The sequence below is a fragment of the Sphingobium sp. S6 genome, from assembly GCF_905120495.1.
Taxonomy (GTDB): Bacteria; Pseudomonadota; Alphaproteobacteria; order Sphingomonadales; family Sphingomonadaceae; genus Sphingobium; species Sphingobium agri.
In genome coordinates this window covers 1-12541 of the sequence record NZ_CAJHOG010000025.1, presented here as the reverse complement: position 1 = coordinate 12541, position 12541 = coordinate 1, and the positions used below count along the sequence as shown (strand labels likewise).

Annotated in this window: 13 protein-coding genes and 1 pseudogene; 12 read left to right on the top strand and 2 right to left on the bottom strand. The window is 64.6% G+C overall.

Annotation, left to right across the window (positions count from 1 at the left end):
- From SPHS8_RS19840 to SPHS8_RS20540, 6 genes and pseudogenes are all read left to right on the top strand, one after another.
- Window positions 1-449: pseudogene (locus tag SPHS8_RS19840) on the top strand (MFS transporter); the annotation flags it as partial.
- A 42-nt stretch (window positions 450-491) separates the two neighbouring features.
- On the top strand, window positions 492-1202 hold the full coding sequence (locus SPHS8_RS19835; protein ID WP_007686175.1) for a TetR/AcrR family transcriptional regulator: 711 nt from the start codon (window positions 492-494) through the stop codon (window positions 1200-1202).
- Window positions 1192-1674, top strand: a complete 483-nt coding sequence (locus SPHS8_RS19830; RefSeq protein WP_007686174.1) for a hypothetical protein — start codon at window positions 1192-1194, stop codon at window positions 1672-1674. The genes SPHS8_RS19835 and SPHS8_RS19830 overlap by 11 nt, the downstream gene beginning before the upstream one ends.
- Complete coding sequence (locus SPHS8_RS19825) at window positions 1671-2477, top strand: SDR family NAD(P)-dependent oxidoreductase (RefSeq protein ID WP_007686172.1); 807 nt, start codon at window positions 1671-1673, stop codon at window positions 2475-2477. The genes SPHS8_RS19830 and SPHS8_RS19825 overlap by 4 nt, the downstream gene beginning before the upstream one ends.
- Window positions 2478-2527: 50 nt before the next feature.
- The gene (locus SPHS8_RS19820; RefSeq protein ID WP_007686170.1) at window positions 2528-3817 is read left to right on the top strand and encodes an NAD(P)/FAD-dependent oxidoreductase; all 1290 of its coding nucleotides are present in this window, start codon (window positions 2528-2530) and stop codon (window positions 3815-3817) included.
- Between the two features lies 1 nt (window position 3818).
- A complete protein-coding gene (locus tag SPHS8_RS20540; protein ID WP_231923484.1) occupies window positions 3819-5027 on the top strand; it encodes a phospholipase A in 1209 nt (402 codons plus the stop codon).
- A 47-nt stretch (window positions 5028-5074) separates the two neighbouring features.
- Here the strand turns inward: SPHS8_RS20540 and SPHS8_RS19810 are convergent, their stop codons facing one another.
- Both SPHS8_RS19810 and traA read right to left on the bottom strand, forming a co-directional pair.
- A complete protein-coding gene (locus tag SPHS8_RS19810) occupies window positions 5075-5812 on the bottom strand; it encodes a DUF6118 family protein (RefSeq protein ID WP_007686165.1) in 738 nt (245 codons plus the stop codon).
- Between the two features lie 7 nt (window positions 5813-5819).
- Window positions 5820-8951, bottom strand: coding sequence for a Ti-type conjugative transfer relaxase TraA (gene traA, locus SPHS8_RS19805; RefSeq protein WP_201516819.1), 3132 nt, complete (start codon window positions 8949-8951; stop codon window positions 5820-5822).
- Window positions 8952-9125: 174 nt separating this feature from the next.
- On the opposite strand from traA, the gene SPHS8_RS19800 reads away from it, so the two are divergent.
- The 6 genes from SPHS8_RS19800 to SPHS8_RS19775 all read left to right on the top strand — a co-directional run.
- Entirely contained in the window at window positions 9126-9431 is a 306-nt protein-coding gene (locus tag SPHS8_RS19800; RefSeq protein WP_007686162.1) for a conjugal transfer protein TraD, read from the top strand.
- A gap of 37 nt (window positions 9432-9468) precedes the next feature.
- Entirely contained in the window at window positions 9469-9687 is a 219-nt protein-coding gene (locus SPHS8_RS19795; protein ID WP_007686160.1) for a conjugal transfer protein TraD, read from the top strand.
- Window positions 9684-9965, top strand: coding sequence for a hypothetical protein (locus SPHS8_RS19790; protein WP_007686159.1), 282 nt, complete (start codon window positions 9684-9686; stop codon window positions 9963-9965). The genes SPHS8_RS19795 and SPHS8_RS19790 overlap by 4 nt, the downstream gene beginning before the upstream one ends.
- Window positions 9962-10897: a HEPN domain-containing protein gene (locus SPHS8_RS19785; protein ID WP_201516818.1), complete on the top strand. Its 936-nt coding sequence runs from the start codon at window positions 9962-9964 to the stop codon at window positions 10895-10897. The genes SPHS8_RS19790 and SPHS8_RS19785 overlap by 4 nt, the downstream gene beginning before the upstream one ends.
- A complete protein-coding gene (locus tag SPHS8_RS19780; protein WP_007686155.1) occupies window positions 10890-11162 on the top strand; it encodes an antitoxin VbhA family protein in 273 nt (90 codons plus the stop codon). The genes SPHS8_RS19785 and SPHS8_RS19780 overlap by 8 nt, the downstream gene beginning before the upstream one ends.
- 45 nt (window positions 11163-11207) lie before the next feature.
- Window positions 11208-12541: type IV secretory system conjugative DNA transfer family protein (locus SPHS8_RS19775; RefSeq protein ID WP_201516817.1), on the top strand; the 1334-nt coding region annotated here is incomplete at its 3' end.

Below are 12541 nucleotides of genomic sequence, written 5' to 3'. Positions count from 1 at the left end.
TCGGCGCAGAGCGACAGCCTACCTCTGACTGCCGCCAATCTTTGCAACAGAGCCTGTTCTTCGTGCCGATCACGGGACTCGCCATTGCGACAGTCAATCCCGATGAGACGGCGAACGCTGCTGGCATGTCCAACTTCCTAAGAACGCTGGCCGGTGCGTTCGCAACATCGCTTGTCCAGACCCGCTGGGCCAACGCGACGCGAGAAAACCAGACCGAACTGGCCGGCGCCATGCACCAGGGACAATCGACCCTGGATGGCATGATCGCGGGCGGCGCATCCCCGGAATCGGCGAGGGTCATGCTGACCAATATCGTCGAAGGGCAAAGCGTCATGCTGGCAACCCTCAATACGTTCGCGGCGATTGTAATGTGCTTCGCCGTCGCTGCCGCCCTCATCTGGCTTGCGCCCAAGCCCAAGGGACCGATCGATACCAACGCGGGTCACTGACAGGGGCCAGGAGGAATTCGGTTTGTGAAATGGAAGAAACCTATGTCGAATAAGGAGGGAGCGGCGATCCGTCCGGTCGCGCAAAGCTCCAGGCGTGCGGAGCGGAAGGAAGAGCGGCGGCGCCTGCTTATCGCCGCAGCCCGCTCGGTCTTTCACGAAAAGGGATTCGCCGCAGCCACCATCGACGACATCATGGCTCGCACCGGTGGGTCGCGCGGAACGCTCTATGGCCATTTCGACGGCAAGCTCGCTCTTTTCGAGGCGATTGTCGAGGAAGAGGCCGAGCGCTTCGCGCAGGCCGTCACCGAAACCATCGCGCCCGCCGCCAGCGGCGATCTCGATGCCATGGCGGAACGGTTGATCGCCGTCGCCACCAGCGAGGAAACGATCGATCTGTTGCGGATGGTGATTGCCGAGCGGCAGCATTATCCGGGTATCGGGGAAATCTATCGCCAGATCGTACCCAGGATCCAGGCATGGATGCGCCGTATGTTCCGTGAACAGACTGGTGCCTCGTTCTGCCGTGACGAAGCCGCGTCGGATTTTCTGGCGGACATGTTCCTCGCCATCGTTCTGGCCGACACACAAATGGGTATCCTGACCGGAATAACCGGCGACCGGCTCGACAAGACGCATCTTATTCGAACGCGCCAGCGTCTCAAGGCCTTGCTCGCCCTGCGAGATCATTTGGGCGCGGACAGGCTGTCCGAGCTCGCCGCTCTCGCGCAACAGGACATTGAAGATGGCCGATGAATGCATCGCGGACTGGGAAGTAATCTCCGCCCGCATCCATGATCTTTGGGTGGACCGCCTCGACAACTATGATCGCGCGATGCGGGGCGATCTTCATGATATCGGCATTCTTGTCCGCGACGAGTTTGCCCTTGGTGATCGGAAGGCCGAACAGGCCATCACCCGATGGACAGCGGAAAATCGGCCCCGATCCCTGCTCAACGCGCAATGGCAGCGCTTTCGCACGGCGATGCAGGATCGGTGGGAGCCTCAAACGCCATTCGATCCGGACAACCGCGATGACCTGAATGCCGCGCGCAATCTCGTGATCCACGATATCGACGAGTTGCTCAACCGGATGATCGAACACTATCGTCTCACCGAGACCACCGCCGCTGTCCAGGTCAATGACTGGCTCAATCTCGTTCGCGTCCTCACCGAGAACCAGCCTCGCAAACGCCTCTCGCCGCGCTGGACCCGTTCCCCGCAATGAATGAAATCAAGGAGCCTGTGATGAATATTTCCGAAACCGTGCCGATGGAACGGCGCAGAGCCATTGTTGTGGGCGCCGCCGGCGGGATCGGCAGTGACATATGCCGGCGCATGGCGCTGGAAGGGTATCGCGTCGTCGTTGCAGACTATAATGAAGACCGAGCCCGTGAAGTCTTGCGCACTTTGGCGGGCGAGGGCCACGACGTAAGCGTGTTCGATGTCACAAAAGATAGGGCGGTGGATGCCGCATTCGATAGCATCGAGGCGGATGGGCCGGCCAGCGTGCTGGTGGTGGCGTCCGGCGGCGCTCCCGTGAACCCGGATAATCCTCATCCCAATATTGCGACGACGGCCACCGAGGACTGGAACCGGGGTATCGCTCTGAACCTCAGCGGGGTTTTCTTCTGTATTCGCAAATTTGCCCAGTTGCGTCTGGCCCGCCCTCTTGAGCACAGCCGGATCATAACGATGACCTCGGGAACCGGCCAGCTTGCGGTAAGCCCGGCCAACCCCGCCTATGTGGCGTCAAAGGCCGCGCTGATCGGCCTCACCCGTCAGGTCGCCTACGATCTGGCTCACGCCAACATCACCGTCAACACCATCGCTCCAGGCGTGGTCGGAACACCGGAATTCTACCGCAATACGAGCGAAGAATTCAGGGCACAAACCGCGCGATCTGCATTGCTCAACCGTTTGGGGACGCCCGAGGAAGTCGGCTTTGGCGTCGTGTTCCTGGCATCGCCGCAGGCGTCCTACATCACTGGAACCACGCTGGATATCAATGGCGGCGCACACATGCACTGAAGCGCCCGGCGGCGATCATTGCTGCCGGCCAGGTCAGAAGGATTGAAACGATGAGCCCGCGCAAAAACATCCTGATCGTCGGTGGCGGTGTGGCCGGACTCGACCTTGCGGGCCAACTGGCGGGCGCCCCGGCGAAGCGGCTGGGCCTTGACATACGCCTCATAGATCGTGAGCCGGCCCATGTCTGGAAGCCCATGCTCCATACGATCGCGGCCGGAACGGCCGACACCGGCGCCAACCAGACCGCCTATCTGGTTCAGGCTCAGCAGCGTGGCTTCCGTTTCGAGATGGGCGAAGTGATGGCCGTCGACCGCGCAGCGAAGCAAGTCCTTCTGGCGCCGCTCGTCGTCGATGGGGCGGAGATTCTCCCCGCGCGCAGCCTGCCCTATGACAAGCTGGTGCTGGCTGCGGGAAGCCGAGCCAACGACTTCGGCACACCCGGCGTCGTAGAGCATTGCATGACGATCGATTGCCGGCGCGAAGCCATTGCCTTCAGCGAGCGGCTGCGTGTCGCAATGCTTCAGGCGATCGCCTCGAACGACCATCTTTCGATTGCTATCGTTGGGGCTGGCGCGACCGGGGTAGAGCTTGCCTCCGAACTGGTGCGGCTGGCCGATGTGCTGGAACAGCATGGCGCTTCGGGAGCGCGAAGCGGGCTGAAAATATACCTTATCGAATCTCAGCCGCGCATTCTCGGCCCCTTTCCCGAGCGCGTAGCGCATGCCGCGCACACGGTCCTGGAGTCGCTGGGCATCGAGGTGTTGACGCAGGCGCGCGTTCTGGCGGGCGATGCCGATGGGTTCCAGCTTGCCGATGGACGCAGGATCGAGGCATCCATCAAACTCTGGGCGGCCGGGGTGCGTGCGCCCGAGTTTGTCGCTGCGATAGATGGCCTGGACCACAGCAGGCTCGGGCAGGTCATCGTAAACCCGAATTTGGCGACACCCAATGACCCCGATATCTTCGCGCTGGGCGACTGTGCGAGTGTCATGCTTCCGGACCGCGAGAGTCCATTGCCGACCACGGCCCAAGCAGCCTATCAGCAGAGCGTTTATCTTGGCCGCACTTTGCCTACAATATTGGAAGGAAAGCCCGTGCCGCCATTTCGCTACCATGACTTCGGGTCATTGGTGTCGCTCGGCGGTTATGACGCTTATGGGACGCTTGGCCGCTTCGGGTTGTTCCGGGGTGGGTTCCTGCACGGGCGCATGGCGCAGCTTGGGCATGCGCTGCTCTATCGGCGGCATCAGGCGCGAATTTATGGACCGGTTCGCGGTAGCCTGCTGTGGCTTGCCGATACCCTCGACACCTCGGTGCGCCGGCGCGAGCGCCTGGCCTGACATGGGCCGCCTTCACCAACGAAGCTGCCTGATCCTCGGTGCATTCTGGCTTGTTCTTCCCGGCACCGTGTGGGCTTCACCGCCCGACATGGAAGTTCTACTGACCGGCCAGGTAGAAACCGATGCCAGTGGCGAACAGGTCGTTGCACTGCGCTTTCTGAACCGGACTGACAGACAAGAAATCCTCGCCCTGCCGGACAGGATCGAAGCGAAAGTCCGGCAGGAGAATCGTGAACGCACGCTCCTGTTGGCGCGCGCTAACGATACAGAGCCGCATCTTGCCATCGACGCGCATGGATTTGGGCAGGCCCATTATCGCCTGCCCGCAAATGAACCCCTCGTCAGAGCCATGGTCTCCATTCCTGCCTGGTCAACTCAGGAGGTGGTGCTTGCGCCCATTGTGAAGACCGCTACGCATGAGGCCGAAAATCGCTCGAATCCGAATGCACCGATTCTTCCACCGCCACCTACCGACAGAAAAGCCGGCAACGCCTTTGTGGACAATCTCGACCTGTATGAACCCATCTATGCCGTTTACGGGCCAGGCACCGACAGCGAAGCTCGCATTCAACTGAGCTTCAAATATCGCCTGTTCGGAGCCTCGGCGAACAGCCAGACGTCTTCCAATTGGCGAGACGGGCTGTACCTCGCCTACACCCAGAGAATGTTCTGGGACCTTGAAAGCAAATCCTCCCCGTTCCGCAACATCGATTTCCAGCCCGAACTTATCTACATCACACCGACAGTTGGCCTTACCGGCGACATCGCCATGACCGTGCAGGCGGGTATTCGTCATGAGTCCAACGGGCGGGACGGTCCCCAGTCGCGCAGCATCAACAGCATCTACATCGCTCCAATGGCAACCCTTCCGATCGCCGGCGATTACAGGCTAACATTCGCCCCCAGGCTTTCCCTGTATGTCGGTAACAAATCCGACAATCCGGATATCGTCCATTATCGCGGACATGCCGGATTGTTCATGGAGGTCGGAGAGGATAATGGACTGCGCCTCTCCACCTCCACCCGTTTCAACTTCGGTTCGGGCAAAGGGGCTGTCAATGCCGACCTGTCCTATCCGTTGCCCCGTCTCCTCGGCGGTGGTCCCGATCTCTATCTCTTCGCCCAGTCCTTCTACGGCTATGGTGAAAATCTGCTCGATTATAACCGGCGCACCCGCCGGTTACGTATAGGCGTTGCTCTCGTGCGATAATCTTGAGGCGACGCCACAGTCTTTCTCTCGCAGAGTTCATGCCGGTATCACCTTCCGCCATCGGGCCTGACCTCGATCGTGCAGCGCACCGGCTTTTTCGCCTTGTCAGCCTGCTCGCGGCATTTCTGCACCGCCTCGCGGTTGCCATCGACGAGCGGCGAGGCCGCGACGATCAACGCCCAGCTCTCGGGCGCGGCGGTCTGCATCAACCGTTGCCCCGCATCCCACATCGTCGGTTCGCCAAGCGCGTGCATCGCCCGCCGCTCGGGCCAGTGCCAACTCGCCGGCATCATCCGCGCGACCGGGCCGGCGAGCGCCGCATAGAGCAGCATCCCCAGCGCCGCGCCCCCCAGCCCGGTCCCGATCAGCCAGCGGTTTTGCACATCGCCGCGCCGTGCGGATGCGAGCCGGTTGCCGACCTCGCGCGCGGCCTGGTCCAGTCCTGTCCGGGCTTCGGCGATCAGCCGTTGATCCTCGCGACGGGCATGGAGCGCCGCCGATACGATCTCGCCCGCCATGTTGTGAGGCGTCATCGACAGGAGAGGACTTTTGGCGATGGGGTCGATCTGCTGCACCAGCACCCCCAGCACCTTTTCGGTGCGGGCCAGCGTCGGCTCGTAATCGGGTATCTCGATGGACTCGCGCGTAGCAGCCAGCCCCGCGATCGCGGCGCGCAGCAACCCGACCTCGCCATGCACCGACGCCAACCGATCCTCGACCCGCGCGAACGCCAGCGCCGGATCGTCACCAGCATCGGGTTCGCGATATTCATCCTCGTCCATCATCCTCTCCCTATCGGCTCAATCCGCGATCGTGACTGATCCCCAACCCCCGCGACAGCTCGCGCCCAAGCTCGCGGCCCGGACTCATTCCGATCTCAAGCCCCAGCTCGCGGGTGCGACCGCGCAGGATCGATTCCACCTGGGGATCGCGCTCAAGGCTTTTCGCCATGCCCGCCATTTCCTTGCCCGCCTTCTCGCGGCCCGTCATGTCGCCGGCGCGATAAAGCCGGTCACGGTCCTGGGAGAGCTGTTGCCAGCGTTCCACGAACCGATCGGCGCGCAAGTTCGGATCGGCCCGCACGCGCGCCTCTTGGCGTATCGCCTCGATCATCGGGCCGCTGCGCCCCGCCGCCGCCTCGCGCAGCAAGCCGGAATCGCGCTTCATCGCCTCGGCCATATCGTCCGAAGCTCGCGGCCGGAGCGTGTCGAGCGCCTGAACCGCGCGCTCGAGCGCGACCTTCTGATGTTCCAGCACCGGCCCGCCCGACGCCCGCGCCTGCAACACCGCCTCCGCCGAACGCGAGGCCCGCTCGACCGCGCGCCGGAAATCGCGATCCTGGCCCTGCTCGGCCCGCGCGGGCAATTCCTTCGCCGGCTCCGGCGTCGGCGTGCGCTGGGGCAGTTTCAGCCCGTCAAACATGCCCCGCTTGGGAGCCGGCTTTTCCTTCGCACCCTGTGCTGGCTCGGCCGCCTTCACCGGCGCGGCCGACAGCTTCAAGCCGTCGAACATACCGCGCCGCGACTGACGCTCGGCCGCGGCCTTCGCCTCGCCGGCACCGCGGTCGCCGCCAATATCGGGCGTGCGGGAATCCTCGCCCATCTGGCGTGAAGTTCCCGCGCGGGGCGCGAGGATCTCCACGCCCTTCCGCTCGGGTGCATCCGCAACGCGGATCTCACCCGACAGCCCGCGCCGATCGGCGAAGGATTGCGCCTCGGCATCGCGATCCCGATACATCGGATAGTCGGACGCCATATCCTTCGCCCGCTCGCGCGACAGCGTGCGGACAAGCCGGCGATCGTCGGCGAAGTCATCGCGGCCGTAATGGAGCTGCACCCCGTCGCGATGCCGGGACAGCGCCACATAGGCCGAATGGCGGTCCATGCCGGGGGTCGCCAGCACATGCGCCCGATCGACCGTCACGCCCTGCGATTTGTGGATGGTCGCCGCATAGCCATGATCGACATGGGCATAATCTTTCAGGTCGAACGCGACTTGACGGCCATCGTCCAACTTCACCGCCATGCTGTCGGGCGACACGCGCTCGACCTTGCCCAGCGTGCCGTTCTTCACCCCAAGGCCGCGATCGTTCTTGAGGAACATGATGCGGTCGCCGGTCGCGAACTCCCGCGCGCCCCGCTCGGCCGACACGCGCACGTCCTGGCCCAGCTCGCCGGCGTCGCGCAGCCGATCGCGCGCAGCCAGGTTCAGGTCGCGCACCTCGGCATTGGTATGGGTGAGGATGATCCGCGTCTTGTCGGGATCGGCGATGCGAGCGCGATCCCAGCCCTCCACAAGGCTTTCCCGCGCAGCCTCGCGCGTCTCGGCCGCGTGGACCATGCCATGCTCGGCATAGGCATGGATCGCCTCGCCGGTGCGGCCTGTTGCGAGCGCCCGCGTGGCGTCTTTCTGCCAGTCCTCATGCTGCCGGCGAACATCGCTGATCTCGGCCGCGCCGTAGCGCTCGGCCAGCGATCGGAACGCAGCGCCAGCCTCGATCGCCTGCAACTGCTCGGCGTCGCCGACAAGGATCACCTTGGCCCCTGCCCGTTCGGCCTCGGACAGCACCCGCTCCATCTGGCGCGTGCCGATCATGCCGGCCTCGTCAATCACCAGCACGTCGCGCGGACCTAGCAGCTCGCGGCCCTGCTCCCACTGATATTCCATGCTGGCGATCGTGCGCGAGGCGATACCGGAACCGCCCTCAAGCCCCTCGGCCGCGATCCCCGACAAGGCCGCACCGCGCACCTGATAGCCCGCCCGCTCCCATTCGTCGCGCGCAACGCCCAGCATGGTCGATTTGCCGGTGCCGGCATAGCCGACGACAATTGCCAAGTCGTTCTTGCCGGTGATATGCGCGAGCGCGTCCTTCTGCTGGCTTCCCAGCGCAAGGCCAACCCTCTCGGCGGTGTCTCGCCCCCCCATTTTAGACGCCGCCGGGAGACCATGCCCGGCCCGATCCGCTAGGCCGTAGCCGGCGCGCTCCAACCGCTGCTCGGTGTCGATCATCTCGCGCGACGTGAACCGGTCCTCGCCGCGTCCGTCCTTCCCCAGCGCTACCAGCTCGGGCGAGGTCCGCACCGCGCTCATCACCTGATCGAACTGGTCCTTGCCGTCGCTATGCCGGAACGCGAACTGCGCCAGGTCGCGCCGCGTGAACGTCGCCTGTTGCCGGGTGATCGCATCGAGCGCGATTTGCGGATTGGCGATGATCTTCTCGCCATTCTCGCGCGCGATCCGGGCATGGTCCTCGACCCGCTCGGCCTCAAGCCCCTGTTCGGGCATCCGCGACGCCGCCGGCCCGATCTTGTGTTGGGGTTCAAGGTCGATGCCCTGCGCCTCCAACGTCCGGTGATCTATGCGGGCGTCTATATCCAGCTCGGCCAACCGCTCGTTGACATGATCGGCCCAGGCCACGCGCCATTCCTGCAACAGCGCCGTGCTGTTCCACTCGCGCACCTTCTGGCCGAAGCCCTCCGGGCCAACCTCGCGCATCGACAGCATGACATGCGCGTGCGGCTTGGGTTGCCCGTCCTTGCCCATGTCCCAATGTACATTCATGTCCGCGACCATGCCGCGTTCGACGAACTGCTTTTCGACAAAATCGCGGGCGAGCTGGATGCCCTGTTGCTGGTTCAGCTCGCGCGGAATCGAGAACTCCACCTCGCGCGCCAACTGCGCGTCCTTGCGCTTCTCGCCGGCCTCAACCTCGTTCCACAAGGTCGCGCGATCGTTTAAACGCTCCGGCGCACCCTCGGGAGCCAAGATTTCCGAATGGACGACGCCGGCCTTGTTTGAGAAATCATGGTCGCGCCCTAGCCGGTCATCGTGCAGCCGTTCCGCCGCACGATAGGCCGCGCTGGCAACGGCGCTCGATCCGTTGGCGCGACTGATGACCTTGGCCGAGAAATGGTAGATCGCCATGACGGCCGCTATACTGCCTTTCTTAGCGCACGTCGGCAACGACGTATAAGCGCGCACTCACACTCTCTGCCGTTCGCATGATTGACTTTGCCGCATTTTTTATCCGGAGCTGCTGTCCTGTCACCGCGACCGTGCTACGCTGCCACTCCCGATCATGGGCGCGAGGGAGAGAATATGCGTAAGGTCCGCGACTATGACGCCGAGTTGAAGGCGCTGGGCGACAAGGCCCGCGCCCTCAAGGCGAAGAAGGTCCAGCAGCTAGGCGAGCTGGTCACATCCACCGGGGCCGATGCGCTCGATCTCGATGTGCTGGCCGGGGTGCTGCTCGCCGCCGTCGAATCTGCCAGCGCCGACGAAAAGGAGGCGTGGCGCGCGAAGGGGTCCGCCTTCTTTCAAGGACGCGGCCGAAAGGCTGGCCGAAGCACTGGCGGCAACGCGGGAGGCGGAAGCAAAACTGGCGCAGGCGAGACGCAGGGTTGAAGCCGCACAGCGCCGCACCGATACGAGGGAATGGGCCGTGGCTCGCCGCGAACGCACCCGCCACCTCATAGAGCTGGGCGGCCTGGTCCAGAAAGCCGGCTTGGTCGAGCTGGCCGACGACGATCGCGCCACCCTCTACGGCGCGCTGCTCGAACTGGCCGCCAAGGCGCGCGAGGACCGCGACCGGCTCATGCTCTGGAAGCGGCGCGGCAAGCGCGCGTTCGACGCGGAAGCGGAAGGGAGAGACGCACCATGAACAGGCTCGATGTCGAAGCGATCCGCGCCCAGGTCCGCGCGCTCGATTTCACGCGCGGCACCCCGGCCGAAGTCGCGCTATGGCGCGAGGACGATGCCGACGCACGCGCCAATCTCGCGATCGAAGGCATGGACCTCGACTTGGCTGAACACGCCCTGTTCGACATGCTCCGCGAGGAATCCGTGCCCCCTCCCCTCGCCACCGCGATCGTCCTCAAGCTCCTCGATCATCCCGACGCCGACCCGACGCTGGCGATCTCGCCGGCGACGATCGGATGACGATGCGGACCGGCCTCGACCATCTGCCCGCCGTCAAGCGCCGCGAGCTGGAACGGGTCGCCCGCGTCCTGTTCGATGAATTTGAGGATGCCGTCAAAACCAAGCTCTCCGACAAACGCAAGGGCGGCCGCATCCTCAAGCTGATCCTGTTCGGCTCCTACGCGCGCGGCGATTGGGTCGAGGATCGCGCCAGCGGCTACATCTCCGACTATGACCTTCTCGTCGTCGTCAACTCCGAGACCTTCACCGATCTGCAAACATGGTGGGCGGTCGCCGACGATCATCTGGTGCGCGAGCTGACCGTCACCCGCCATCTCTCAACGCCGGTCAATTTCATCGTCCATTCCCTGATGGACGTAAATGACCAGCTCGCGCGCGGCCGTCCCTTCTTTGCCGACATAGCCCGCGATGGCATTGCCCTCTACGAAGCGCCGGGACAGGGCCTCGCCATGCCGCGCCAGCTCGACGCGCAGGAACGCCACGCCGAAGCCCTGCGCCATCGCGACCATTGGTTCCCGCTCGCCGCGCACGCGCTCAAGCTCGCCCAGGACAGCATCGCCGACGGCGTGCCGCGCGATGCGGCGTTCATGCTGCACCAGGCCGTCGAGCGGGCTTACAATGCCGTGCTGCTCGTCCTGACGCTCTACGCGCCCAAATCGCACCGTCTCGGCATCCTGCGCTCGCTCGCCGAAAATCTCGATCCCCGGCTGATCGAAGCCTGGCCGCGCGATACCCGCGCCGCCCGCCGCCATTTCGCGCAGTTGCAGCGCGCCTATGTCGAGGCCCGCTATTCCCATGCCTATGAAATCACCGCCGACGAACTGGCCTGGCTCGTTGACCGCGTGAAGCATCTCCACACGATCGCCGGCGCGATCTGCGCCGAACACCTCGCCGGCGACGACACCCCCGAGAAAAGCCCCGCCGATGAATGAGCATCCCATATCGGACGACGAACGCGCCCGACGCCAGAAGGCGATCGATTTCGCGCGGACCAATATCGAGCTGTCGGGCTTCGCTCTCTCGCCGGGAATGGCGGCGCTGGGCGTCCGGTTCGTCGCCGGCGAACTCTCCGAAAGCGAATACATCGCCGCCGCGCTCGCTCATGCCAACAGCCTGCCCGCAAGCGCGCCGGCGCAGGACTATTTCGCCAGCCTCGCAGAACTCGAAGCCGCATGGGAGGCCCGCGATCGGCCGTGATCCGCGCCGGATATTGGGAAATGACGATGGGAGGGAGTCCTGATGATGGAATGGTTCCGCCAGCTCGGCCGCGCGATCCGTAACCTTGCGCGCATCGCGCGGACCAACCCGATATGGGCGATCACCGCCCTTGTGGTCAGCCCGGTCGCCCTCATCCGCCATCTGTTCGGCGTCCTGGTGCTGTTCCTCATCACCGCCCTGGTGCTGGGGCTTGGGGTGCCGCTCATCCTCGGCAAGCTGCTCGGCCTGCCCCGCGATTCCAATATCTACCAGATCGTGATGATGCTGACGGGCCTGGTCATCTTCCTCGTCACGCTGCGCGCCCTCTTCCAACCGCTGATCCTGCGTTATGGCGGTCCTGCCGGCGACGACACGCACGGCTCGGCCCGTTTCGCCACCGATCGCGAGACAAAGCCCCTCGCCCAAAATGGCGACGGCCTGCTGATCGGTCGTGATCGCAAGTCGGGCAAGCTGCTGCGCTACGCCGGCCCCTCCCATCTGCTGACGATCGCGCCGACGCGCACCGGCAAGGGCGTGGGGACCATCATTCCCAATCTGCTCGACTATCCCGGTTCGGTCATCTGCATCGACCCCAAGGGCGAGAACGCCCGCATCACCGCCCGCCATCGCGCCAGGTTCGGCCCGGTCCATGTCCTCGATCCCTTCGGGGTGACGGGCATCGCCTCGGCCGCGTTCAACCCGCTCGATCGCCTCGACCCTGCCGGCCTCGATCTCGCCGACGACGCGATGACTCTGGCCGATGCGCTGGTCTATGACGCTCCCGGCGAAGCCGGCGAGGCGCATTGGAACGAGGAAGCCAAGGCGCTGATCGCCGGCATCCTCCTGTGGGTGGCCTGTGACCCGCAAGCGCAAGGCCAGGATCGCACGCTGGAAGCCCTGCGCGACTGCCTCACCTTCGCCCCTGATAATTTCCAGCGGATGCTGCGGGAAATGTCGCGCAGCACGCAGGCGCGGGGCCTGATCGCGCGTGCCGCCAACCGCCACCTGGGCAAGTCCGACCGCGAGGCAGCCGGCGTGCTGTCGGCCGCGCAGCGCCATACCCATTTTCTCGATTCCCCGCGCATGTCGGCCGTGCTGGGCCGCTCGGATTTCACCTTCGCCGATGTGAAGGCGCAGCCCACAACCGTTTATCTGGTGCTGCCGCCCGATCGGCTCGCCACCTATGCCCGCTGGCTGCGCCTGATGCTGGCGCAAGGGCTGACCGATCTGGCGCGCGCACCCGCCTCCCCTGCCCGCCCCGTCCTGTTCCTGCTCGATGAATTTGCCGCGCTCGGCCGCCTCGAACCTGTCGAGCGCGCTATGGGGGGTGACTACACGAAAGTGACGTATCTGCACGCTAAGGGCGAACGGATAGCGAA

Coding starts and splice junctions, on each gene's coding strand:
- SPHS8_RS19835 (WP_007686175.1), top strand. CDS start 492: ATGTCGAATAAGGAGGGAGCGGCGATCCGTCCGGTCGCGCAAAGCTCC.
- SPHS8_RS19830 (WP_007686174.1), top strand. CDS start 1,192: ATGGCCGATGAATGCATCGCGGACTGGGAAGTAATCTCCGCCCGCATC.
- SPHS8_RS19825 (WP_007686172.1), top strand. CDS start 1,671: ATGAATGAAATCAAGGAGCCTGTGATGAATATTTCCGAAACCGTGCCG.
- SPHS8_RS19820 (WP_007686170.1), top strand. CDS start 2,528: ATGAGCCCGCGCAAAAACATCCTGATCGTCGGTGGCGGTGTGGCCGGA.
- SPHS8_RS20540 (WP_231923484.1), top strand. CDS start 3,819: ATGGGCCGCCTTCACCAACGAAGCTGCCTGATCCTCGGTGCATTCTGG.
- SPHS8_RS19810 (WP_007686165.1), bottom strand. CDS start 5,812: ATGATGGACGAGGATGAATATCGCGAACCCGATGCTGGTGACGATCCG.
- traA (WP_201516819.1), bottom strand. CDS start 8,951: ATGGCGATCTACCATTTCTCGGCCAAGGTCATCAGTCGCGCCAACGGA.
- SPHS8_RS19800 (WP_007686162.1), top strand. CDS start 9,126: ATGCGTAAGGTCCGCGACTATGACGCCGAGTTGAAGGCGCTGGGCGAC.
- SPHS8_RS19790 (WP_007686159.1), top strand. CDS start 9,684: ATGAACAGGCTCGATGTCGAAGCGATCCGCGCCCAGGTCCGCGCGCTC.
- SPHS8_RS19785 (WP_201516818.1), top strand. CDS start 9,962: ATGACGATGCGGACCGGCCTCGACCATCTGCCCGCCGTCAAGCGCCGC.
- SPHS8_RS19780 (WP_007686155.1), top strand. CDS start 10,890: ATGAATGAGCATCCCATATCGGACGACGAACGCGCCCGACGCCAGAAG.